Source organism: Mycobacterium sp. (assembly GCF_049647605.1).
GTDB lineage: Bacteria > Actinomycetota > Actinomycetes > Mycobacteriales > Mycobacteriaceae > Mycobacterium.
This window is the reverse complement of record NZ_JBARXZ010000041.1, coordinates 1-23,395: the sequence shown is the minus strand read 5'-3', so window position 1 is coordinate 23,395 and position 23,395 is coordinate 1. Positions and strand designations below refer to the sequence as shown.

The 23,395-nt window shown below is 66.3% G+C and carries 19 protein-coding genes and 1 pseudogene; 19 read left to right on the top strand and 1 reads right to left on the bottom strand.

Annotation, left to right across the window (positions count from 1 at the left end; all coding sequences use genetic code 11):
• The 9 genes and pseudogenes from WBB07_RS05885 to WBB07_RS05845 all read left to right on the top strand — a co-directional run.
• Positions 1-173 (top strand): annotated as a pseudogene (locus WBB07_RS05885) (acetyl-CoA C-acyltransferase); the annotation flags it as partial.
• A gap of 12 nt (positions 174-185) precedes the next feature.
• The gene (locus WBB07_RS05880) at positions 186-2,330 is read left to right on the top strand and encodes a 3-hydroxyacyl-CoA dehydrogenase NAD-binding domain-containing protein (protein ID WP_526305674.1); all 2,145 of its coding nucleotides are present in this window, start codon (positions 186-188) and stop codon (positions 2,328-2,330) included.
• Between the two features lie 185 nt (positions 2,331-2,515).
• The gene (locus WBB07_RS05875; protein WP_526305672.1) at positions 2,516-4,558 is read left to right on the top strand and encodes a CocE/NonD family hydrolase; all 2,043 of its coding nucleotides are present in this window, start codon (positions 2,516-2,518) and stop codon (positions 4,556-4,558) included.
• 17 nt (positions 4,559-4,575) lie between these two features.
• Positions 4,576-5,358 carry an IclR family transcriptional regulator gene (locus tag WBB07_RS05870; protein WP_526305670.1) on the top strand — a complete coding sequence of 261 codons (783 nt, stop codon included), beginning with the start codon at positions 4,576-4,578 and terminating at the stop codon, positions 5,356-5,358.
• Positions 5,355-6,200: a carbon-nitrogen hydrolase family protein gene (locus WBB07_RS05865; protein WP_526305668.1), complete on the top strand. Its 846-nt coding sequence runs from the start codon at positions 5,355-5,357 to the stop codon at positions 6,198-6,200. Before WBB07_RS05870 ends, WBB07_RS05865 begins: the two co-directional genes overlap by 4 nt.
• A gap of 150 nt (positions 6,201-6,350) precedes the next feature.
• Entirely contained in the window at positions 6,351-7,532 is a 1,182-nt protein-coding gene (locus tag WBB07_RS05860) for an acyl-CoA dehydrogenase family protein (RefSeq protein ID WP_526305666.1), read from the top strand.
• Between the two features lie 34 nt (positions 7,533-7,566).
• Positions 7,567-8,808, top strand: coding sequence for an MFS transporter (locus tag WBB07_RS05855; protein WP_526305664.1), 1,242 nt, complete (start codon positions 7,567-7,569; stop codon positions 8,806-8,808).
• Positions 8,805-9,500 (top strand): DUF1028 domain-containing protein, encoded by a 696-nt coding sequence (locus WBB07_RS05850; protein ID WP_526305662.1) that lies wholly within the window; start codon positions 8,805-8,807, stop codon positions 9,498-9,500. The genes WBB07_RS05855 and WBB07_RS05850 overlap by 4 nt, the downstream gene beginning before the upstream one ends.
• Before the next feature lie 103 nt (positions 9,501-9,603).
• Positions 9,604-11,094: an aldehyde dehydrogenase gene (locus tag WBB07_RS05845; RefSeq protein WP_526305660.1), complete on the top strand. Its 1,491-nt coding sequence runs from the start codon at positions 9,604-9,606 to the stop codon at positions 11,092-11,094.
• A gap of 38 nt (positions 11,095-11,132) precedes the next feature.
• Here the strand turns inward: WBB07_RS05845 and WBB07_RS05840 are convergent, their stop codons facing one another.
• Positions 11,133-12,716 carry a thiamine pyrophosphate-binding protein gene (locus tag WBB07_RS05840; protein WP_526305658.1) on the bottom strand — a complete coding sequence of 528 codons (1,584 nt, stop codon included), beginning with the start codon at positions 12,714-12,716 and terminating at the stop codon, positions 11,133-11,135.
• A 182-nt stretch (positions 12,717-12,898) separates the two neighbouring features.
• Between WBB07_RS05840 and hisC the strand changes: the two genes are divergently transcribed.
• The 10 genes from hisC to WBB07_RS05790 all read left to right on the top strand — a co-directional run bounded on the left by hisC (position 12,899) and on the right by WBB07_RS05790 (position 23,272).
• On the top strand, positions 12,899-13,993 hold the full coding sequence (gene hisC, locus WBB07_RS05835; protein ID WP_526305656.1) for a histidinol-phosphate transaminase: 1,095 nt from the start codon (positions 12,899-12,901) through the stop codon (positions 13,991-13,993).
• 125 nt (positions 13,994-14,118) lie between these two features.
• Positions 14,119-15,222, top strand: coding sequence for an ABC transporter substrate-binding protein (locus WBB07_RS05830; protein ID WP_526305654.1), 1,104 nt, complete (start codon positions 14,119-14,121; stop codon positions 15,220-15,222).
• A gap of 10 nt (positions 15,223-15,232) precedes the next feature.
• The gene (locus tag WBB07_RS05825; protein ID WP_526305652.1) at positions 15,233-16,093 is read left to right on the top strand and encodes an ABC transporter permease; all 861 of its coding nucleotides are present in this window, start codon (positions 15,233-15,235) and stop codon (positions 16,091-16,093) included.
• On the top strand, positions 16,090-16,911 hold the full coding sequence (locus WBB07_RS05820) for an ABC transporter permease (RefSeq protein ID WP_526305650.1): 822 nt from the start codon (positions 16,090-16,092) through the stop codon (positions 16,909-16,911). Before WBB07_RS05825 ends, WBB07_RS05820 begins: the two co-directional genes overlap by 4 nt.
• Before the next feature lie 10 nt (positions 16,912-16,921).
• The gene (locus WBB07_RS05815) at positions 16,922-18,013 is read left to right on the top strand and encodes an ABC transporter ATP-binding protein (RefSeq protein ID WP_526305648.1); all 1,092 of its coding nucleotides are present in this window, start codon (positions 16,922-16,924) and stop codon (positions 18,011-18,013) included.
• A gap of 7 nt (positions 18,014-18,020) precedes the next feature.
• Positions 18,021-19,187 carry a M20/M25/M40 family metallo-hydrolase gene (locus tag WBB07_RS05810; RefSeq protein WP_526305646.1) on the top strand — a complete coding sequence of 389 codons (1,167 nt, stop codon included), beginning with the start codon at positions 18,021-18,023 and terminating at the stop codon, positions 19,185-19,187.
• A gap of 36 nt (positions 19,188-19,223) precedes the next feature.
• Complete coding sequence (locus WBB07_RS05805; RefSeq protein WP_526305644.1) at positions 19,224-20,018, top strand: IclR family transcriptional regulator; 795 nt, start codon at positions 19,224-19,226, stop codon at positions 20,016-20,018.
• Entirely contained in the window at positions 20,015-21,355 is a 1,341-nt protein-coding gene (locus WBB07_RS05800; protein WP_526305642.1) for an MmgE/PrpD family protein, read from the top strand. The genes WBB07_RS05805 and WBB07_RS05800 overlap by 4 nt, the downstream gene beginning before the upstream one ends.
• A gap of 158 nt (positions 21,356-21,513) precedes the next feature.
• Positions 21,514-22,428 (top strand): alpha/beta hydrolase, encoded by a 915-nt coding sequence (locus WBB07_RS05795; protein ID WP_526305640.1) that lies wholly within the window; start codon positions 21,514-21,516, stop codon positions 22,426-22,428.
• A gap of 4 nt (positions 22,429-22,432) precedes the next feature.
• Positions 22,433-23,272 (top strand): DUF6282 family protein, encoded by an 840-nt coding sequence (locus WBB07_RS05790; protein ID WP_526305638.1) that lies wholly within the window; start codon positions 22,433-22,435, stop codon positions 23,270-23,272.
• The last annotated feature ends 123 nt before the right edge of the window (positions 23,273-23,395 follow it).

Sequence of the window (23,395 nt, the reverse complement as noted above, 5' to 3'; positions counted from 1 at the left end):
AGCTGAACGTCAACGGCGGCGCCATCGCGATGGGCCACCCGTTGGGCGCCACCGGCGCCATGATCACCGGAACCATGGTCGACGAGCTCGAGCGTCGCGGCGCTCGGCGTGCCCTGATCACGCTGTGCATCGGCGGCGGTATGGGCGTGGCCACCATCATCGAGCGGGTCTAGGGGAGAACGACAATGGCTGAGAACACCATCAAATGGGACCAGGATGCCGACGGCATCGTCACCCTGACGCTGGACGACCCGACCGGTTCGGCCAACGTGATGAACGAGCATTACATCGAGTCGATGGGCAAGGCTGCTGATCGCCTTGTGGCGGAGAAGGATTCGATCACCGGTGTGGTGATCGCCAGTGCGAAGAAGACCTTCTTCGCCGGCGGCGACCTCAAGGGCATGATCAACCTGGGCCCCGAAAACGCCGGTGAGGCGTTCGACATGGTGGAAACCGTCAAGCGGGATCTGCGCAAGCTGGAGACCCTCGGCAAGCCGGTGGTGGCCGCCATCAACGGCGCCGCGCTCGGTGGTGGCCTGGAGATCGCCCTGGCTGCACACCACCGCATCGCCGCCGATGTCAAGGGTGTGGTGATCGGTCTGCCCGAGGTCACGTTGGGCCTGCTGCCCGGTGGCGGCGGCGTGGCGCGCACGGTGCGCATGTTCGGCATCCAGAAGGCGTTCATGGAGATCCTGAGCCAGGGCACCCGCTTCAAGCCCGGTAAGGCCAAGGACGTCGGCCTGGTCGACGAATTGGTCTCCAGCGTCGACGAATTGGTGCCGGCGGCAAAGGCGTGGATCAAGGCGAACCCGGACGCTCACACCCAGCCGTGGGACCAGAAGGGCTACAAGATGCCCGGCGGCACCCCGTCGCACCCGGCGCTGGCCGCGATCCTGCCGTCGTTCCCGGCACTGCTGCGCAAGCAGCTCAAGGGAGCGCCCATGCCGGCGCCGCGCGCCATCCTGGACGCGGCCGTCGAAGGTGCCCAGGTGGATTTCGACACCGCGACTCGCATCGAGAGCCGCTACTTCGTCTCGCTGGTCACCGGCCAGGTCTCCAAGAACATGATCCAGGCGTTTTTCCTGGACCTGCAGTACATCAACTCCGGTGGCTCGCGGCCGGACGGTATCGCCAAGCAGGAGATCAAGAAGATCGGTGTGCTGGGCGCGGGCATGATGGGCGCGGGCATCGCCTACGTCTCGGCCAAGGCCGGGTATGACGTTGTGCTCAAGGATGTTTCGCTGGAGGCGGCGCAGAAGGGCAAGGCCTACTCCGAGAAGCTCGAAGCCAAGGCGCTCGAACGCGGACGCACCACCGCCGAGAAATCCGAGGCGCTGTTGGCCCGGATCACCCCGGCGGCGGACTCGGCCGATCTCAAGGGTGTCGACTTCGTGATCGAAGCCGTCTTCGAGAACCAGGAACTCAAGCACAAGGTGTTCCAGGAGATCGAGGACATCGTCGAGCCGAACGCGCTGCTGGGTTCCAACACCTCCACCCTGCCGATCACCGGTCTGGCCACCGGGGTGAAGCGCCAGGAGGACTTCGTCGGCATCCACTTCTTCTCTCCGGTGGACAAGATGCCGCTGGTCGAGATCATCAAGGGTGAGAAGACCTCTGACGAAGCGCTGGCCCGGGTGTTCGACTACACGCTGGCCATCGGCAAGACCCCGATCGTGGTCAACGACAGCCGCGGGTTCTTCACCTCCCGCGTCATCGGCACCTTCGTCAACGAGGCGCTGGCCATGCTGGGTGAGGGTGTGGCTGCGGCCAGCATCGAGCAGGCGGGTTCGCAGGCCGGTTACCCGGCGCCGCCGCTGCAGCTCTCCGATGAGCTGAACCTCGAACTGATGCAGAAGATCGCGACCGCCACCCGCAAAGCCGTCGAAGAGACCGGTGCGACCTATGAACCGCACCCGGCCGAGGCTGTCGTCAACACGATGATCGAGGCCGGCCGCCCGTCGCGGCTCAAGGGCGCCGGTTTCTACTCCTACGTCGACGGCAAGCGTGCCGGTCTGTGGGAGGGTCTCGGCGAGGCGTTCGGGTCCGGCAAGTCCGATATCCCGTTGCAGGACATGATCGACCGCATGCTGTTCGCCGAGGCGCTGGAGACGCAGAAGTGTCTCGACGAAGGAGTGCTGACCTCGACCGCGGATGCCAACATCGGCTCCATCATGGGGATCGGCTTCCCGCCGTACACCGGAGGCAGTGCGCAGTTCATCGTCGGTTACGAGGGCGAGCTGGGCATCGGCAAGGAAGCGTTCGTGGCTCGCGCCAAGCAGCTGGCGCAGCGTTACGGCGAACGCTTCAACCCGCCGGCCTCGCTGGCGTAACCACAGGTCCACAGCAGCCCCCGGTTCTTCTTCCGTATCGGAAGAGCCGGGGGCTTTCTGGTGCGCGGAGATGACGGCGACCTGGTGACGACTCGTCTAGTATGTGGCTCCACGGCATTATGTGATGGCCATACGGCAACAACAAGCCAGAGGGGCCTCCAACCCGGGTCAGGAGCCTGTTGATGATGAACAACGATTCCGCAGCATTCGGCACTCGCGTGCAGGAAGAGTTCGACCATCAGGTGCAGCGGCGGTCGGAGACGGTCACGGTCAGCGACGGCACCCGGCTGTCGGTGAAGTTGTGGCTGCCGCAGGGCAGCGATGCACACCCGACGGGAGTGGTACTCGAGGCGATCCCGTACCGCAAGGACGATGTGTCGGTGATCGACGACGAAACCCGGTTCGGTTTCTTCGCAGGACATGGAATCGTCTGTGCACGACTGGATCTACGCGGCAGCGGTGCCTCCACCGGTGTTCTGGTGGACGAGTACACGACAATCGAGCAGCGCGACATCGAGGAGGTTGTGCACTGGTTGGCGGATCAGCCGTGGTGCAACGGATCGGTGGGGATGATCGGCATCTCCTGGAGTGGCTTCAACGCGCTCCAGGTGGCGGCCAAACGCCCCGCACCTCTCAAAGCGGTCGTCACCGCCTGCTCCAGCGACGACCGGTACGACAACGACGTGCACTACCTCGGCGGGGTGCCGCTGGCGTTCTACATGAACCTCTGGGGGTCGGCGCTGACCATGATGAACATGCGCCCGCCGATGCCCGATGCCGCCGGCCCGCAGTGGCTCGAGGAGTGGACGACGCGGCTGCGGATCAACCCCGACGTCACCTCACTGTGGCTGTCGCATCCCTACCGCGACTCCTACTGGCGGCAGGGATCGGTGTGTGAGGACTACGCCGCGATCGACGCTGCGGTGCTGCTGGTCGGTGGCTGGGCGGACAACTACACCGACACCGTGTTCCGCATGCTCGACGCGCTGCCGAACGCACAGGCCATCGTCGGCCCGTGGGGACACACCTGGCCGGAACGGCCCGAACCCGGGCCCGGCATCGACTTCCTCGGACGCTGTGTCCGATTCTGGCGGCACTGGCTGCTCGGTGAGGACAACGGCGTCGACCGCGATCCCCGCTTGTGCTTCTACGTCCAGGATTACGTCTACACCCGGGAGGACCTGCCGTTTCGTCCGGGCCGGTGGTGGGGTGTCAGCGATCTCGAGCACGTCGTCAGCCCGGCGACCTTTCCATTGGGGGCCGACGGCCAGCTGGGGGTCGCGGCGCCGCCGGCCGCGACGGTGCGGCACCAGAGCGCACTGAGTGTGGGAACCCAGGGCCGGCATCTGCTGCCCATGGGAGTGTCCACCGACCTGCCCGGGATTCAGGACTCAGACGACGCCGGCAGCCTCGTGTTCGAGACGGCAACCCTGACAGAAGAACTGGTGATCCTGGGGGGTTCTGAACTTCGGCTGGTGCTGTCCAGCTCGACCAGTGCGGGCCATGTGTTTGTCAGGATCACCGACGTCGACGAGGACGGCCATTCCCACCTGGTGACCCGCGGGGCGCTCAATCTGGCACACCGGCACGGTCATGCGCCCGAGCAGGTGGCGCCGCTGGAGCCGGGGGAGACGGTTGCCGTCACGGTGCCGCTCAAAGCCAGTTCGTACCGCTTTGCGCCGGGGCATCGGCTGCGTGTGGCGGTGTCCACCAATTACTGGCCGTGGCTGTGGCCGGCCGCCGAACAGGGCGCCATCGAGATCACGCTCGCCGAAAGTGCCCTGGTGCTACCGGTCCTCGATGAGGCCTCCGGCCTGTTGGCGCCGGTGGAGCTCGGCGAACCCGTGATCGCACCGGTGCCGGGGGTCACGATGGCCGGAGATGCGGTGCCCACCTGGACAGTCGAGACCGGCGCCGACGGCTGGACGCACGTGCGGCGCAGCGCAGGTGGCACCTCCACCACGACCCTGGACAGCGGCTGGCAGATCAGCTATGAGCAGGACGACAGCTCTTACGCCATCCACGGAGACGATCCGTACAGCGCCCGGATGGAGCGTGCCATCCGGCAGCGATACACCTGGGCCGACCACGAGGTGGAGCTGACGCTGACCACCGCCATGACCGGCGACGCCGACAACTACACCGTGCATCGGGACTGCGCGGCGGTGCTCGATCGTAAACTGCACTTTCGCGAGGAGTCCACGGGAGTCGTCCCACGCGGACTCTGAACAAGAGAGCCGGGGTAATGAGTTCACCGAACGCGTCGTCACTGGACAAGGCACTGGCATTGCTGTTCGCGTTTGTCGACTCGGACCGCGACCAACAGGTCTACACGGTCTCGGCGCTCGCCGAAGCGCAGGGCATGGACAAGGCGCAGGTGTCGCGCGCGTTGGCAACATTCGCCAAGTACGGCCTGGTCGAGCGGCTGGAACCGCGCCGCGGCTACCAGCTGGGCTGGTCGATAGTGCACTTGGCCAGCCGGGCCCTGCACGCGCAGACCATGAGCTCGATCTATCCGGCGCTGTCCCAGCTGGCAACCGATTGGGATGAGACCGTGCACTTTTCGATTCGGGACGGTGCCGACTCGGTGGCGCTGGCGGCGTTCGAACCGGACCGCCGGCTCTACGTGAACGTGCAGACCGGCAGGCGGGACGCGTTGATCGGGTCCGCTGTCGGCTACGCGCTGCTGAGCAGGTCGACACCCGAGGAGCTGCGGTCGATCTTCGACAGCAGTGCCCGGCGGGCCCGCAGCGAGGCCGGTAGCTGGACTGCGGTCCGGGAGGACGTGCAACGGGCCGCCGCGGAAGGCCACAGCGTTGTGGTCAACGAGCGTGACGAGCTGGTCACCACTGTTGCCGTGCCCGTCATCGATGTCGGCAACTATCGGGACCGGGTGTACGCCGCCATCGGGGTGTCGGCTCCCGACGACCGGGTTCGGGCCCGGCACGCCGAGCTGGTCGAACGGCTGGTCGAGATCGCCGACAGTGCCAATGCTTTCCTGCGCGGCAAAGAGGCGGGGGCCGGGTGAGGATTGTCCTGCCCGCACTGCACAACACCGGAGTGCGGGCGGCCGGCGGTGGCTGCGCCTCCGTCAACCTGGACCTGGCCCGGAGCCTGATCGACGATGTACGGCCCGATCTGCTGGTGTTCCCGGAGCTGTCGAGTTGCGGATACCCGGGTCTGGTCGATCACGGCGGTGACGACGCGGCGCTGTCCGACGTCGCCGAACCCCTGACCGGGCCGATCGCCGCGAGCTTTGCCGAACTTGCCCGAAAGTCGATGTGTGCCATCGTGTTCGGGTTCTGTGAGCTCGACGCCGGGCGGCGTTTCAACACCCTGGTGCTGGCGGACCCGGCCGGCGGGCTGATCGGCTATCGCAAGATCCACCTCACCGAGGCCGAGCAGCGCCACTTTGTGGCCGGGACGCGGGCTGTGGTGGCAGACAGCCGATTTGGGCGAACCGGTCTCTCGTCGTGCTACGACAAGATGTTTCCTGCGGTCTATCAACGCCAGCGCGAACGCGGTGCACAGTTGTCGGTGATCTCCAGCGCCTGGTCTTCACGATCGGCCGACCCCGGCGGAACCACCGACACCCTCGCCGAGCAGTCACTGCTCTTCGATCGGGCGCGGGCCGCCGAGACCGGCATGGTGGTGATCTCCACCAATTACGAAGGCCCGAAGCTGCCGGGCAGCGCCGAGCGCTTCTGCGGTGGCCGGCGGGTGATCGACGGGCTGGGCCGGGTGGTGCCTCCGACCGTCGATGGGGCCGGTGCCTCCGTCTGGGACCTCGACGTCGGGCAGGCCGCTCACGCCGTCCGGGCATTCAACGATGGCGACTTCTTCACCCGCGACGGGCGTCGCGTCTTCTGAGGTGTCGCCGCGGCCGGCGAGCTGCTCGGTTCGACAATTCCGACGCTCATTCGGCGCGCCGAATTGATCACTGATTCCGCGGGACAATCAGCCCTTCGTGGTGCTAGATTCGCAACAACAGTTGATATATTCACAACCAGGAGAGCCTGTATGCGTACCGAAGGTGAACTGCTCGAACTGATCGACAGCTTCCGAGAGCCCTTCGTGGCCGTTGCGGCCCAACATGATCGAGACGAGACCTTTCCGTCTGAGAGTTTTGCCCTGCTGCGGGAAAACGACCTGTTGGCGCTGACCACCCGGCCCGAATGGGGTGGCGAAGGGTTGTGGAGCGGGCAGCGGTTCGGCACCTACTACCGGCTGCTGGCCCGGCTGGCCGCATTCGACTGCAACACCAGCCAGCTCTTGCAGGTGCACTCACACGCGCTGGGCATCCTGACCGCGTCTGCCACCGAAGAGCAGTACGCGCTGTACCTCAAACCGATCATCGAGAACCGCCAGGTGCTGGCATCCGTCGGCAGCGAGTCGGCGCCCAAAAAAGCCTCCGATGGCCTCTACACCCAGGAACTGGTCCAGAACGCCGACGGCGGTTGGACGCTGACCTGCGAGAAGCACTTTGCCTCGGTCGCCGCCGGCGCCGACCACCTGCTGATCTGGCTGGCCGTCCCCGGCGACGCCCCTTACCAGCAGCGCACCGTGTGTGTGCTGGTGCCCGCGGAAGCCCCAGAGGTCGAACTGGTCGACGAGTGGGACGTCATGGGCATGCGGGCGACCGTGAGCTGGGGTGTGAAGATCACCGGCCTGAAACTGCCCGAGAATGCCGTTTTCGGTGCGCCGGGGGACTGGGTCAACAAGGACTTCCGGACCTTCTCACTGGGATTCTCGGCCAACCACCTGGGACAAGCCGAAGGCATCCTCGAATTCTGTCTGCAGTGGCTGCGGGAACGGCCGCACCTGCAGGACAGCGAGCTGATGATGTTCCGCATCGGCAGCCTGTCGTCCAAAACTGCGATGGTGCGGGCGGGTCTGGACGCCGCCGCCCTCGAGTGGGAGCGCGGCGAGGACTTCGACCTAGCCGAGTTCAAGTCCCTACAGGTGCTGCACATGGCCAAGCAGGTGCTGCTGGAGATCTCCCAGGAAGCGTTTGCCATCTGTGGCGCCCGGGCGATCTTCCGGGACCTCCCGCTGGAGCAGGCTTACCGCGACGCCCGGGTGTTCACCTTGCACACCCGCGACGAGCACCTCACCGCCAGCCTCGGCCGTGGCCTGGTCAAGGGTGACTTCTCCGGGAAGGGCTACATCGACGGTGCCACCGTGCCGCGTGTGGGTAAGTGAGTTGGACTGCCGCACAGTCTGATCCGGCGCAGCAATGACGACGGCGCCGGCGCGTCGCGGGTACGGCGCCGTCGGCGTCCTGGCGGCCACGACCTTGAGCAGGCTGCCGGTGACGGCCTTCTCCGTGCTGTTTGTGGTCCAGTCGAAGCTGGTGTTCGACCGCTACGACGCCGGTGGAGTGGCGACGTTGTGCTTCATGATCGGTGCCACGGTCAACAGTGCAACCGCCGGTCACTGGCTGACCCGGTGGGGCCAGACCCGGGTCACCGTCGCGACGGCAACGAGCAGTGCTGCGGTACTGGCTGCCGCCGCAGTGCCCAACAGCGATTCGGTGCTGCGGTTCTGCATACTGGCCGCCTTGATCGGCCTCACCTATCCGCCGCTGCACATCGCCTCACGGACGCTCTATCCCAAGCTGATGCCCCCACCGGCATTGCTGCGGATCTACTCGTGGGACGTCAGCCTGGTCCAGATCAGCTGGATCGTGGTGCCGGTCGGTGTCATCGTGCTCCTGCGGCCGGTGGGTGCCACCGGCCTCTATCTGGCATTGACCGTGACCATGGCCGCCGGGTCCTGTTGGTATCTGCTCGCCGTCCGGCGGTTGGGCCACATCGTGGGGCCGCCGGGGGCGCGCCCCGGTGCCGAGATCCCCACTCCTGCAGCCATTCACCGAGATGCCGCCTTCTACATCTACCTGCTGGCGGCCGGTCTCATCCTGTTCGCTTCGGGGCTGATCCTGCCCGGTCTGGTCGCGGTGCTCGAATCGGACACCCGGCAATCGCTGGCCGTGCTGGTGTGGTCGATCGGTTCGGCGGTCGGAAGTCTGGTGGTCAACCGGCCCACGATCCGGCGTCACCTGCTCACCGGACTGCTGTGCGCCGCCGTTGCGCTGCTGCTGACGACCATGATCGTGGTGGCCACCCGAGGTCCGCTGCTGTTGCCGATCCTGATGTCGCTGCTACTGCTCGGCACCTCGACGGCACCGGTGACGGGCGCGGTTTTCTACCAGACCTCGCAACGTTTTGCCGCTGCCGCCCAGCCGTATGCCTTCGGCTGGATCACCAGCGTCCAGCTGATCGCCGAGGGCCTGGGCGCCGCGATCAGTGGTGTGCTGCTGGATCACCAGGCCACCGGCTGGGTTGCGGTCCTGATCATCGGCACCCTGCTGGCGCTGGCCGCCCTTCCGGCGCTCAATCCGCGGGGTACGTTCTCGATGCCGTCACCTGCCGATCACCACTTGCCGCCCACCATCCCCACCGAAAGGGACCGCGTATGACGTTCAGCATCGTGGCGCGTGATGCCGCCACCGGCCGGATCGGTCTGGCCGCCGCAACCAGCGATTTTGCCGTGGGCGCCCGGGTTCTGTGGGGCCGCGCGCGCTGTGGGGGAGTGCTGACCCAGCACACCACCGACCCGCGACTGGGCTTGCGGGGGCTCGAGCTGCTGGCCTCGGGCTGTGACGCCGAACAGACTGTCGCGGCGCTGGCCGCCTCGGCAGTATGCGCGCCGGCGCGGCAGCTGGCGGTTGTCGACGCCAACGGCCGGTCGGCCACCTGGGCGGGCGCCTACGTCGATCCGCGCCAGGCCTACCAACGGGCCTTCGACGGATTTGCCGTGGTCGGCAACATCCTGGCCGAACCCGAAGTCGGGGACGCCATTGCCGAGGGCTACCGCGATCACGCCGATGTCGACTTCGCGGCTCGCCTGCTGGCGGCACTGCGCGCCGGCCTGCAGGCCGGCGGGGAACAGTATCCCTTGGTCTCGGCGGCCCTGAAGGTCTACGACGTCGAGGACTTTGCGTATGTCGATCTGCGGGTGGACTCCTCGTCCGACCCGCTCACTGATCTCACCGAGCTCAACACCGCATTCACGCCCCTGCGGGACGGTTACGTACGCCGCGCGCTGAACCCGGATGTCAGCTACGCCAAGGACTACGCACCTGAAGCCGGCGCCCCCGAAGCCGGGTGACGTTGGCCGAGCTGCCCAGGATCTGCCGGCAGGCCGCAGTGCCCGACGGCGACATCGTGAAAGTACTGGTTGTCTTCTCCCCCAACAAAACCCAGGAGGAACCGTGGCAAAATCTCACCAGCAGTGGCAGCAGCTGGCCCGGGAAGTGAGCGCACCCACCGAGCTGTTCATCGACGGGGCCTTTGCGCAGGCGGCTTCGGGTGCGGATTTCGAGACCGTCGATCCGGCAACCGGTGAGGTGATCGCCCGGGTGGCCCGCGGCGCCGCCGAAGACGTCGACCGGGCAGTTGCGGCGGCGCGGCGGTCCTTCGAATCCGGGGTGTGGTCGCGCACCTCGGCCGGGCATCGCAAGGAAGTGCTGTTGCGGATCGCCGACAGCATCGATGCCAACGTCGACCGGTTGGCCGTTCTGGAGAGTCGCGACGGCGGCAAGCTGATCAGTGATACCAGTGAGTGGGACATTCCCGGCACCGCGGCCATCCTGCGCTGGTACGCCGAAGCCATCGACAAGGTGTACGGCGAAGTGGCGCCGGTGGGCCCGGGATCGCTGGCGGTGATCTCCCGGGAGCCGCTCGGTGTGATCGCCGCGGTGGTGCCGTGGAACTTCCCGCTGGAGATGGCGATGTGGAAGCTGGCCCCCGCCCTGGCCACCGGAAACAGCATTGTGCTCAAGCCGGCCGAAGCCACCCCGCTGACGGCCCTGTGCTTTGCTGAACTCTGCGCCGAAAATGGGCTGCCGGAAGGTGTCCTGAACGTGGTGACCGGTTTTGGTGCCGAGGCGGGACAGGCGCTGGGCCGCCACCACGACGTCGACGCGGTGGCGTTCACCGGTTCCACCGCCGTGGGCAAGTTGTTCATGGGGTATTCGGCCGAATCCAACCTCAAACAGGTGTGGCCGGAATGTGGTGGCAAGAGCGCCAACGTCGTCTTCGACGATGTCGCCGATCTCGACGACGTCGCGGAAAAGGCCACCTATGGCATCTTCGCCTGCGCGGGTCAGGTGTGTTCGGCGAATTCGCGGCTGCTGGTGCAGCGTTCGGTGCACGACGAGCTGTTGGAGAAGATCGTCGCGCGGGCCGGCGCCATGCGCATCGGCGATCCACTGGACCCGGCCTCGGAACTGGGCCCGTTGATCAGTGTCGGTGAGCGCGACCGGGTTCTCGGTGTGATCGAGCGTGCCGCCTCGGCTGCTGTGCTGGCGACCGGAGGCGGCCGACCGGATGGGGTTCCGGCGGCCGGGGCCTTCCTGCAACCCACGGTGCTGGCCGGGGTCGAGCCCGGTCACGAGCTGTTCAGTGAGGAAACCTTCGGCCCGGTCCTGGCGGTGACACCCTTCGACACCGAGGAAGAGGCCATCACGCTGGCCAATTCGTCGCGCTACGCGCTTGCGGCGTCGGTGTTCACCGACAGCGTGCGGCGCGCGCACCGGGTCAGTGAACGGTTGGTCGCCGGGACCGTCACCGTCAACGCGGTCGACGCCGTCGATGTGTCGGTGCCGTTCGGCGGCTTCCGTCAATCCGGTTTCGGGCGTGACCTTTCGCTGCACGCACTGGAGAAGTACACCGGTCTCAAGACGCGCTGGTTCGTGTCCTGAATCCCGTGCGGCCCCTCGGGGCCGCACGGGAGCACGCTCTACTCCGTGGTGAATTCCTCGGCGCGCACTTCGATGACGGTGGGCACCTTGGCGCTGAGCGCCTCGATCACCAGATCTCGCAGTTCGGCAGGGGATTTGGCCCGCACCCCGTGGCAGCCGAAGCCCTTGGCGACGCCGGCGGCGTCGTACACGCTGGCTTCGGTGCCCACGTGGGCGATGCCGGAATGGTCCATCGCATCCCGGATCTCGCCGTAGCCGTGGTTGTTCCACACCACCACCGGCAGGGCGATCCCCAGGTCGACAGCGGTGGCCAACTCGGCGACGGAGAACAGCAGGCCGGCGTCACCGACAAGTGCCAGAACAGGTTTGTCCGGGCTGGCGACCTTGGCGCCGATGGCCATCGGCAGCGCGCAGCCCAGCGCCGCGAAGCCGATCGGCATCAGCCAGGAGCGGGCCTCGTACACCGGGAACAGGTGATTGGCGGCGTAGGCCGGCTGCGTTGAATCGCCGGCGACGATCCGGTCGCGGGGCATCGCGGCGTCGAGGGCATCCAACAGCGGCAGATGCGGGGTGATGCTGGGATCGAGAACCAACTCTTCCCGGGCCGCCACGGTGCGGGTTCGATCCTGCGGGCCGGCGTCGACCTGTTCCAGCAGGGCACTGAGCGTGTCATGGGCGTCGCCGACCAACGCCAGGGCCGGGGTGAGTTTGCGGCCGACCTGCCCGGGATCGATGTCGATGCGGATCAGGGTGCCGGTCAGTTGTAGCCCGTCGGGCAACGCCCAGAAGTCGAGCTCGGAGAACTCGGTACCGACAGCAAGAACGACGTCGGCATCCAGCAGCTCATCGGACACCGGGCTGAACGTCATGGCGGCGCCGACCGTGCGTGGATGGTCCTCGGCCACAATCGATTTCCCACCGATTGTGCAGCCGATCAACGCATTGGTCCGGTCGGCCAGTTCCGTGAGCAGCTCGCCACAGTCGCGGGCGCCGCCGCCGGCGATGATGAAGGGGCGCTGTGCACCGGACAGCACCCGGGCGGCCTCGGTCACCGTGGCCGGGTCGGCGCGCGGCGGTTCCGGATCGGTTGTCACCGCAGTGGCCGCGGCGGCGGGCTGGGCCAGGACATCCGTCGGAATCTGGATGTGGACCGGTCGCGGTCGGCGGCCCGTGAGCATGGCAAAGGCGCGGCTCACGGCCGGCGCGAGATCCTCTGGTGCCAGCACGGTTTCGCTGGAAGCGGTCACCGTCGACATGAACCCGGCCTGGTCGGGAAGGTCGTGGATGGTGCCGGTCTCGCGGCCCAGCTTGGACGTGGAGACGACGCTGGAGATCACCAACAGCGGAATGGAGTCGTGGTAGGCACTGGCCACCGGGGTGGAGACGTTGGTGATGCCCGGACCGCTGATCACGATGGCAACACCGGGACGCCCTGATCGTCTGGCGTAGCCGTCGGCCATGAATCCCACACCCTGCTCGTGGCGCGGGGTGATGTGGGTGATCGGTGAATCGTGCAGCCCGCGGTAGATCTCGAGGGTGTGCACCCCGGGGATCCCGAAGACCGTGTCGACGCCGTGCGCCTCTAGCAGTCGAACGAGATGTTCACCGCAGGTCATGGTCATGAGAAGCCTTCCTGGCCGGCTCGGACGGCTGGCCGGATTTCCTTGTTTACGTGCCGTATAACCAACTACTGTTGCTACGTTATGTAGGCATTGGTCGTCAGGCAACAGCCCGGGGCAAATCCGTGGCAATCGGAGGCGACCGTGCCCATGCGAAACGACCGAACAGGAAAGGGCACCGCCGAATGCGGCTACGCGAAGACATCAAGGATCTGGAGCCCTATATCGCGGGCCGCTCGGAGGCGTCGGTGCAGCGCGAATACGGGCTGACCGACATCGCCAAGCTCGGATCCAACGAGTCGCCCTACGGGCCGTTCCCCGGCGTTGTCGACGCGCTGATTCCGCTGCTGAGCGGCCTCAATCGGTATCCGGAGCGCGACTTCGTCCTCGCCGAAGAACTGGCCGCCTTCTGGAATGTGCCCGTCGACCGGATCGCCCTCGGCAACGGTGTCGACCCCATCATCGGCAGCCTCTGCTCGGCGCTGCTGGATCCGGGCGACAACGCCATCATGGCGGCGCCCAGCTTCGTGTCCTACGCGCTGGACACCCAAAAGGCCGGTGGAGTCGCTGTCAAGGTGCCGTTGGTCGACGGCAAGCACGACGTGGCGGGAATGGCTGCCGCGGTGACCGACCGCACCCGACTGTTGTTCGTCTGCAGTCCGAACAACCCGACCGGCGATATCGTCGACGCCGAATCGCTGGCCTGGCTGGTCGACAATGTGCCCGAACACGTGCTGATCGTCGTCGATGAGGCCTACGCCGAGTACGTGGTGGACCCGCGGTACCCCGACGCCATCGGGACCTATGCGCGTGATCGCGCGAATGTGGCTGTGCTGCGGACGTTCTCGAAACTCTACGGCCTCGCCGGATTGCGTGTCGGCTATTGTGTGGCCGACGAGGAGATCGTGGGCGCGCTCGGCCGGATCCGGCACTATTTCGACGTCTCGGACCTCGGGCACGTGGCGGCCACCGTGAGCCTGCGCAATCAGGCCGAGGTGCTGCGCCGGCGTGAGGAGAACCTGCGCCATCGCAGCGACCTGGAATCGGTGCTCGATTCCTGGGGGGTGGCCCGGATGACCTCGCATACCAACTTCGTCGCGTTCGATGTCGGTGTGGATTCGGAACGGGTGGCCGAAGCATTGATGCGCCGCGGCGTGGTGGCGCGTCCGCTCGGTCCGTTCGGCGACGGCAATGTGCTGCGTGTGAGCGTGGGAACCCCTGACGAGATGGCACGTTTCACCACCGAACTGCAGCAGATCCTGCGGAACGTCCCCGCGTGAAATCCGTGTTTCCAGCACGGATCAGGTCTTGTTGACGCCCACGGCGACGTGGTAGACCGTGATGGCAACTACGCACTCATGCGTGGTGATACGGCAACCGGTACTCAAAACTCCATGGAGGAACAGTGAATAGTTCGAGCAGTTTTGCCCCGCTCGGTCGCCGGCAAGTCCTCCGTGGCGGGCTGGGTCTGGCCGGACTGGCCTTCGCCGGCGGGATGCTCAGCGCCTGTAGCTCCGGCGACACCTCGTCGTCGGGCGAGGCGGGGGCCGGCGGGCCGATCGTGATGGTCAACTACCCGGACTGGATCGGCAAGACCGAGATCGCAGACTTCAAGGCACAGAGCGGTATCGACGTCCGCGAAGTCACCGGGCTGACCGAGGGCGGCAGCGCCTCCCAAGCCGCGCAGCTCGCCCGCAACAAGGGCGACTACGACATGGCGCTGGCCGGCAACGTCCTGGCCAAGACCCTGGAACTGGGCGGGATGATCCAGGAAGTCGACTTCGCCAACATCCCGAACCGGGCCAAGATCGACAGCCAGTTCCTCGACCAGTACCCCTGGGGCATCCCGGTGGAGTACGGCAAACTCGGCCTCGCCTACCGGACCGACCTGCTGCCCGAACCGCCGCGCAGCTGGGCGGAGATGTTCGACATGGCCCCGCAGCTGTCCGGGAAGTTCACCTTCCCCGACTACGACGTCGACGTCATGTCCATGGCGATTCTGGCCCTCGGTGACGACATCAACACCGCCGATCCCGCGCAGATCACCGCAGCCAAGGACAAGCTGATCTCGGTCAAGCCCTACCTGAAGGCGTTCCTGGCCACCGATGCCGCCAAGCCGTTGATCGAAGGCTCGGTGGTGATGGCCGCACTGCACGACTACGACATGCCGGCCGCCATGAAGGCCAACGACAAGATCGCCTGGATCGCCCCGTCGGAAGGGCTGCCGGCCTACCTCGACGGGTGGGTGGCGCTCTCGGGTACCTCCAGGACCTCCGACATCGAGAAGTTCATGAACTTCCACCTCGAACCCAAGGTGTACGCCGATTTCATCAACAACACCGGCGCTGCGTTCCTGATGCCCGAGGCCGAGCCCTTCATCGACCCAGAGATCCTGAACAACCCCGCACTGGGCCTGGATCCGTCGGTGAAGCTGCAGTGGCAGAACTTCATCGACGAGGCCGGAGTCAAGCTGCGTAACGCGGCATGGGACGCGGTCAAGGCAGCCTGAGGTAACGGCGTTGACTGACAAGGGATCAGGTCTTAGAACCCGGCTGTTACTGGTGCCGGGCATGGCCTGGCTGATCCTGTTCTTCCTGATCCCACTGGGCCTGCTGCTGGTCTACTCGTTCGGCAGCGTCAACCCGCTGACGTTCCTGGTCGACTTCGGGTGGACGACGGAAAACTATGAGCGGCTGGCTGATTCGCTGTACCTCAAGGCGATCGGCCGGTCACTCATGTTGACCCTCACCGCGACCATCGGTTGCGCGGTGTTGGGATTTCCGGTGGCCTACATGATCAGCAGGGCCCAGCCGCGGTTGCAGACCATTCTGCTGATCGCCGTCATCGTGCCGTTCTGGACCAGCTTCGTGGTGCGCACCTACGCGATCTCCAACCTGATGTCCCACGACGGGATCGTCACCCGGTTCCTGCGCCTCATCGGGGTTCTCGGACCGCAGGACGATCTGCTCTACACCTCGTGGGCAGTGATGTTCGGCCTGATCTACACCTACCTGCCACTGATGATCCTGCCGATCTACGTGGCCCTGGAACGCATCGACAAGTCCTATGTCGAAGCATCCCTGGACCTGGGCCTGCGCCCGGCAAAAGTGTTGTGGCGGGTCATCGTTCCGCTGGCCAAACCCGGCATCGCGGCCGGAGCGGTACTGGTGGGAATCCCCGCAGCCGGTGAGTACGTCATTCCGGCGATCCTCGGCGGCGACAAGACCCTGATGATGGGCAATGTGGTCGCCGACCAATTCCTCAAGACCGCCGACTATCCATTCGGCTCCGCTGTGGCCGTGACACTGATGTCCCTGATGGTGGCGGTGCTGTTCGCCGCCCGATTCCGGGGCCTGGGACTCAGGAGGCCACGGGGATGAAGCGATTCAGCCTCACCAACATCGTCGGCTTGGTTGTTCTCGGCCTTCTGTACCTACCGATCGCAGTGGTGATCGCCAATGCGTTCAACGCCGACGAATCCATCAGCAGTTGGGGCGGATTCACCCTGCACTGGTTCTCCGAGGTCGCCAGCGACCAACGAGTGCTGCGTGACTTCCGGCTGAGCATGGCCATAGCCGTTGTCGCCACCGGTATCTCACTGGTGATCGCGGTGGCCACCGGTGTGGCGACCCGCCACATGTCGGCGCGCTCCAAGGCCTGGATCGAGATGTCCACGCTGGTTCGCATCATCCTGCCCGAAGTGGTGATCGCGGTCGGGTTGTTCCTGCTGATGCGCTGGCTGGACCTGCCGCTCGGATTCATGGCGATCGTGATCGGGCACGTGGTGTTCCTGTCCGCGTACGCCACCATCATCGTGCAGGCGCGGTTCGCTGCCCTGACCGACGTGCTGGAAGAAGCGGCTGCCGACCTCGGGGCCTCGCCATGGCGGACGTTCTGGCGGGTGACCATGCCCGGTCTGGTGCCCGCGGTGGTGGTGGCCGCACTCCTGAGTTTCACCTTCTCCTTCGACAACGTAGTCACCTCGATATTCCTCGGTGGCGCCCAAGCCGAAACGCTGCCGGTGCTGATCATGGGGCTGGTGCGCATCCAGGTCAGTCCCTTCGTGAACGCGATCGCCGTGGCGGTGATGGCCATCAATCTCATCGCCCTGGCCATCGTCGCGTTCAGCAGCAGCGTGCGTTCCATCGCCGGGGTGGCCGAGTCCACCAGAGAAACAGCCGATGCCGACAAGAATTGAAGCCTCGCCGATGACAGACGCCTCCGTTTCCACCGTTCCCGCCGTCTCACTGCGGGAAGTACGCCGTGAATTCGGCGACCACGTGGCCGTGGAATCGCTCGACCTCGACATCGCCGAGGGCGAGTTCTTTTCCATCATCGGCCCGAGCGGCTGCGGAAAGACCACCACCCTGCGGATGGTTGCCGGCCTCGAGCAGCCGACCTCCGGGCGCATCCTGATCCACGACCGGGACGTCACCAAGGTTCCGGCGTTCCGCCGTCCGGTTCACACCGTGTTCCAGAACTACGCGCTGTTCCCACACCTGACGGTGCTGGAGAACGTCCAGTTCGGTCTGCGGGAACACAAAGTGCCCAAAGAAGAGTCGCGCACCCGGGCGGCCAAGACACTCGAACTGGTCGACCTCTCGGGTTTCGAGGGACGCAAGCCCGCGCAACTCAGCGGCGGTATGCAACAACGTGTCGCCCTGGCCCGCGCGCTGGTGCTCAACCCGGAAGTCCTACTGCTGGACGAACCGCTCGGCGCCCTGGACCTCAAGCTGCGCAGGCAACTGCAGATCATGCTCAAGGAAGTGCAGCGCCAGGTCGGCATCACGTTCGTGTACGTGACACACGACCAGGAAGAAGCCTTCTCGATGTCGGATCGAGTCGGGATCATGAACCGCGGCAAGCTCGTTCAGATGTCCCCGCCACGGGAACTCTACGAGCGGCCACTGACCCGGTTTGTCGCCGACTTCGTCGGGTCCTCCAACAAACTCACCGCGTCGTTGACCGCGGTGTCGGGTTCCGACTACCAGATCAACCTGTCCGGCAGCAGCCTGCGAGTCAGCGGTGCGGCCGGCCTGTCGGCGGGGACGGACTGTATCGCGATCCTGCGGCCCGAAAAGGTGCGCTGGGCCGAATCCGAACATGCCGATGTGACCGTCGAGACGACCGTCAAAGATGTTGCCTACCTGGGCTCGTCGACGATCGTCACAGTTCGCACACCCGTGTACGGCGAGTTGACGATGTCGGGTGCGAGCCGCAATCTGCCGCTGGACCTCAAGATCGGTGACGCGGTGCGCATCGGGTGGGATGCCGCCGACCTGTGGGTGGTTGCACCGTGATCGGGCGGTGACGGCACCGATGCACACCGTCGTGGACCACGAACTCCTCACGGCTCAACTGCCCGACATGCTGGCCCGGATCGAGACCATCGTCGCCATCGACTCCGGTTCGGCGAACCCAGGCGGCGTCAACGCCGTTCTCGAGGTGCTCGCAGAAGACCTGGGCGCCGCCGGATTCCGGCTGACCCGGCATCGGGTGGCCGGGCACGGCGACTGTCTGGAGGCCACCCTCGAACTGGGGGACGGCCCCACGGTGGTGGTGCTCGGGCATGCGGACACAGTGTGGCCGGACGGCACAGCGGCGGGCTGGCCGGTGCGCCGAGACGGGGACTGGATCGACGGCCCCGGTGTCGGTGACATGAAGGCAGCGCTGGTGATGGCGTCGGCCGCAGTGCAAAACCTGGCGGCCGGCGGTACCGCGGGCTGGGGACGGGTGACGTTTCTTGTCACCCCCGACGAACTACGCGGCAGCGCCGCATCGCGGGAGCTGCTGGAGCAGTTCGCCTCTCGGACCGATGTTTGCTTGACCCTGGAAGGGGTGCAGTCCGGCGGGGGAATGGTCGTCGCCCGCGGCGCCGTCGGAGCGGTCACCCTGACCGCGCACGGTCGCACCGCCCACTGCACCGAACCCGGTGGCGCCAGCGTGATCTCCGAGCTGATCGAGCTGCTGCCCCGGATCGTCGCGCTGAGCGAGCCCGAGGCCGGCAGCCTGGTCAGCATCGGTGTGGTGCGTGCCGGAACGGCTCGCCAGGTGGTCCCCGACTTCGCCGAGGTCGAGATCGACGTCCGTGGTGTCGATGCGGAGGTCGCCCAGCACGTTGTCACCCGACTGCAAGCCCTCGTCGACGAACCACGCCGGATCCCCGGGGTTCGCCTGGCCCTGTCCGGGGGGTTGACCCGGCCGGCATTCGGCACCGACCGCTCCGATGCGTTGTACGGACTGGCCGTGGCCGCCGCCGGAGAATTGGGATTGCCGAGCCGACCGATTCGGGAACGGGGCGGTTCCGACGGCAGCTTCTTCGGAGCGCGCGGTGTTCTGACCCTTGATGGTCTGGGACCGTTCTGCGAGAACTCGTGCAGCCGGCGCGAACGGGTCCAGATGACAAGCATCCCGCAACGGGGGGCGGTGCTGATGGCGCTGTTGCGCAGAGCTGCCGAGGAAGTGTCCGGATGAGCGGACCTGCACGTCGACAACAACAAGGGGGCCGGCATGGCTGAGCGGGAAACAAGCATCAGGCGCGGGATCGACGTCCTGCTGGCACTGAGTTCACCGGAAGCGACCGAGGGGCGCGGTCTCAGTGTCACCCGTATCTCGGAGTTGCTCGGTAGGGAAAAGAGCCAGGTTTCGCGATCATTGAAGACATTGGCCGAATACGGTCTGGTGGACCGGGATTCGGAAAGCCTCGCCTACTCCGTGGGGTGGCGGGTATTTGCACTTGCCGAGCTGGCATCGCGGCAGCGGCTATTGGGCTACGGCGACCGGATCCTCGAGAAGCTCAGCGCCACACTGGGTGAGCAGGCCTACCTGTCGGTGCTGCACGGCACCGAGGCGGTGGTATTGCTCTCGAAGTCACCGGCCCGCAACTTGCAGACTCTGACCTGGGTGGGACGGTCTTACCCCGCATATGCCTCGGCGACCGGGCGTGCACTGCTCTACGAGCACGACCGGGACACCGTGGAGCGGCTGTTCGCCGATGTCGACTACTCCGCCGGCGGCCCGAAACGCGTCCGCAACTTCGGGGAGTTCGTTGCGCGGATCACCCGCGACGCCGGCCGTGGCTACAGCCTTTCCGACGAGGAATTCGAGGAAGGCCTGGTGTCGATCGCCGTCCCGGTCCGCGATCACCGTGGGCGGATCTCGGCGGCCGTCAACGTTTCCGGCCCGAAGTTCCGGCTGAGCCAGCGGATCGATGAAGCGACCGCCGCCGTTGTCCGGGCCGCCGCCGATTTGTCGGCCGCCGCCGTCGCCGAGGGCGACGACAGCACGCAGAAGGAGAGCTCTTGACTGCCACGACCACACCGGAAACCGCGGTTGCCGAACAGGGCCCGCGCTGGGAGCCGCTGATCGCCTTCATCGGCGATCTGCGCTGGGACGAGCTGCCGCCGCGGGTCCGCAACCACGCAGCCCTGGTGACCGCGGACCTGATGGCCTCGGCCCTGCCCGGCCGTGACGCCCCGACCTCGCGGATCGCCGCCGAGGCCGCCGCCGACCTGTACGGCGGTGATGACGCGCTGAGCTGGTTCGACGGCAGACGGCTTTCCGTTCCCGGGGCCGCGTTCGCGAATGCGGTGATGGCCAACTCACTGGATTTCGACGACGGCCACCGGCTGACCAAAGGTCATCCCGGGGCGATCATCATCCCGGCCGCCGTTGCCGTCGGACAGCGCGTCGGGTGCAGTCTCACCGAGCTGATGACGGCGATTGTCGTCGGCTACGAGGTTGGCATCCGCGCCGGGATCGTCCAGCACGCCCACAGTCCGCAGTACCACTCCACGGGGTCGTGGGGGGCTGTCGGAGCCGCCGCCGCGGCCGCGCATCTCTTGCGTCTCTCGCCGGAACAGACTCGTCACGCACTGGGTCTCGCCGAGTACCACGGACCGATCTCGCTCATCATGCGATCGGTCGACGACCCGCAGATGACCAAAGACGGAATCGGTTGGGGTGCGCACGTCGGAGTCACCAGCGCCCTGCTGGCCCAGCGCGGATTCACCGCGGTCCATCCCGAGTTCCTCACCGTCGGTGAGTTCGGCACACTGCGCCGTACCTGGGCCATCGAGGACGTTTACGTCAAGCCGTACCCGTGCTGTCGCTGGGCACAGTCGGCGATCGCCGCGGCGCTGAGGGTGCGCGGCCAGATCGCGGACGGCAGCCTCATCGAACAGGTCGAGATCCGCACCTTCCTGGCGGCGGCCGCGCTGTCGGATCGGCGGCCGACAACCACCGAAGAGGCGCAGTACAACTTGATCTGGCCGGTGGCGGCGGCGCTGCAACACGGGCGCTACGACGTGGTGGACGTCCTGTCGGGATTCGACGACGCCGACGTCAACGCGATGGCCGACCGCACCCGGGTGGTTGTCGACCCCGAGCTCACCGCGGCGTTCCCGGATGTGCGCCGGGCCGAGGTGATCGTGACCCTGGCCGACGGCACGCGTATCGACTCCGGGCTGATGGAGGCATTCGGGGAACCCGGTGACACGCAGTGGGCCGCCGTCATCGCCGCGAAACTGGATCGCTATCTCGGCAAGCGGCTGCGGGACGGAGATCTCGAGCCCCCGGCCGTTCGCCTGGATGCCGTGGACCTCGACGGGCTGATCGCTGCCCTGGTGTACGCCGCCGGCTGACGGGGCTGCTGCCAGGTGGGAGACGGTGCCGCAGAGGGCTGTTGGAAATGTGGCACGCCTGGTTGTCTTGATGGCTCGGCAGTGTCAGGCTAGAGATCAAGCGGATGCCACGGCCGCGCATCCGGACCGCCGTTTGAGAAAGTGGGCAAAAACCGATCATGAAATCCGCTGCCTTCCCGTTCTTCAGCAATGGCCTGCGTCTTGATGCCGACCTGCACCTGCCGGACACCGCGCCACCCGCGGGCGGTTATCCAGTAGTGGTACCCGCCAGTGGATTTCAGGGTCTGAAGATCATCCATCCAGAACGTTTTGCCCGGGCGCTGACTGCCCGCGGCTACGCCGTGCTGGCCTTCGACTACCGCGGTTTCGGCTGGAGCGAGGGCGAGCGTGGCCGCCTGGTCCCCCAGGAATGGGTGGAAGACGTCCGGTCCGCGGTCGATGCGGTATCCGCCCATGACGACCTCGACGCCGACCGCATCGCGCTGTTGGGATGGGGTCTGGGTGGCGGCGTGGTGGTCGCCGAAGCGGCTGCCGACGACCGGGTTCGGGCGGTGGCGATGCTCAACGGAATCGCCTCTGGCTCACGGTCAACCCGCAAGATGCACGACGACCAATCCTGGCAGCGCCTGCTCGACCGCCTCCCCGGCGACCGCGCGCGGCGCACCACGCTGGGGCGCTCGGAAATCACCAGCCCCTGGGACATCGTGCGACTCGACCTCGACACCAAGACCGACGGCTATGTCGGTGAAGAGCTCTATCGCGCAGCTGGTTTCGGCTCCGGGGTCACCTTGGAATCCGCCGAGTACCTGTTGCGCTTCGAGCCCGTCGACGTTGCTCACCAGCTCGCGGGCCGGCCCCTGCTGATCGTGCACGGCGAGGACAACCAACTGCACAAGCTCGAAGAAGCCCAGGACATGTTCGACCATGCCGCCGAACCGAAGCAGATCGAGGTGCTGGCCGGTGCCGGTCACACCGAATGGATGCTCGACGACAATCCCACCTTCAAACAGGTGATCGAGCGCGTCGATGCCTTCTTCACCTCGGCGTTGCGCGCGGTCCCGGCAGCCGGCTGACCCGATGCGCGACTGGTTCGACGGCCACGTCCACGCCGCACCCGACGTCATCGACCGCAAGCTCGATGACTCGGATCTGTTGTGGCACTACGTAGACGGCCAAGCGCGCGGGTTTGTCCTCAAGGCACACCACGAGTCGACGGTCGGCCGCGCGGCCGCCGCGCGTCGAACCAGCGGCCTCGACGTCGTCGGTGGCGTGGCCCTCAACCACGCCACCGGCGGGCTTTCGCCGGCAACGGTTTTTGCCACGCTCCGGGCCGGTGGCCGGGTGGTGTGGATGCCGACCGCCGACGCCGCGATCCATGCGCAACGTCACCAACCACGGCTGTGTGATCTCGACAGCCGGGTCAGTGACGCCACCTTGGCGCTGCCGCCCGCTGATACCTCCGTGGCCGACGACGTGCGCCGCATTCTGGACCTCATCGCCGAACACGATGCGGTCCTGGCGACCGGGCACATCAGCGCCGACGAGGTGTTCTGGCTTGTCGAGGCCGCCCGCGCACACGGTGTTCGCCGGATTCTGGCGACCCATCCGTCATATGTTGTGCCCGGGATGGGTCTCAGCGAGATCGCCGACCTTGCCGCCGCCGGGGTTCACATCGAGATCACCGCGCACCAACTGCTACATCAACCCGGCTGCACGGCCGAGATGCTCGCCTCGGTGGCATCGGCCGCCGGTCGCCAACTGATACTGGCCTCCGATGTGGGGCAGACGAATTCGCCGTTGCCGAAGCAGGCTCTGGAATGGCTGACCGCGGCCATGGTCGACGCCGGTGCCGATCCGGCGGTACTTGCCGACGCCCAAACCGTGCGGCCCACCGAACTGTTCGGCACCGTTACCTAGTGGTCCGTCTGATTTTTAGCTGACTACTTGTTGGAGTTTTGTGCGTGCGCGTTGAACTTTGGCGAGGATGGATTCGGCTGTGGCCGTCCAGACGTAGGGCTTGGGATCGGCGTTGTGGGCGTT

Excerpts from the sequence above, each read along its gene's own strand:
- WBB07_RS05880 (WP_526305674.1), top strand. The coding sequence starts at position 186 with ATGGCTGAGAACACCATCAAATGGGACCAGGATGCCGACGGCATCGTC.
- WBB07_RS05875 (WP_526305672.1), top strand. The coding sequence starts at position 2,516 with ATGAACAACGATTCCGCAGCATTCGGCACTCGCGTGCAGGAAGAGTTC.
- WBB07_RS05870 (WP_526305670.1), top strand. The coding sequence starts at position 4,576 with ATGAGTTCACCGAACGCGTCGTCACTGGACAAGGCACTGGCATTGCTG.
- WBB07_RS05860 (WP_526305666.1), top strand. The coding sequence starts at position 6,351 with ATGCGTACCGAAGGTGAACTGCTCGAACTGATCGACAGCTTCCGAGAG.
- WBB07_RS05855 (WP_526305664.1), top strand. The coding sequence starts at position 7,567 with ATGACGACGGCGCCGGCGCGTCGCGGGTACGGCGCCGTCGGCGTCCTG.
- WBB07_RS05850 (WP_526305662.1), top strand. The coding sequence starts at position 8,805 with ATGACGTTCAGCATCGTGGCGCGTGATGCCGCCACCGGCCGGATCGGT.
- WBB07_RS05840 (WP_526305658.1), bottom strand. The coding sequence starts at position 12,716 with ATGACCATGACCTGCGGTGAACATCTCGTTCGACTGCTAGAGGCGCAC.
- hisC (WP_526305656.1), top strand. The coding sequence starts at position 12,899 with ATGCGGCTACGCGAAGACATCAAGGATCTGGAGCCCTATATCGCGGGC.
- WBB07_RS05820 (WP_526305650.1), top strand. The coding sequence starts at position 16,090 with ATGAAGCGATTCAGCCTCACCAACATCGTCGGCTTGGTTGTTCTCGGC.
- WBB07_RS05815 (WP_526305648.1), top strand. The coding sequence starts at position 16,922 with ATGACAGACGCCTCCGTTTCCACCGTTCCCGCCGTCTCACTGCGGGAA.
- WBB07_RS05805 (WP_526305644.1), top strand. The coding sequence starts at position 19,224 with ATGGCTGAGCGGGAAACAAGCATCAGGCGCGGGATCGACGTCCTGCTG.
- WBB07_RS05795 (WP_526305640.1), top strand. The coding sequence starts at position 21,514 with ATGAAATCCGCTGCCTTCCCGTTCTTCAGCAATGGCCTGCGTCTTGAT.
- WBB07_RS05790 (WP_526305638.1), top strand. The coding sequence starts at position 22,433 with ATGCGCGACTGGTTCGACGGCCACGTCCACGCCGCACCCGACGTCATC.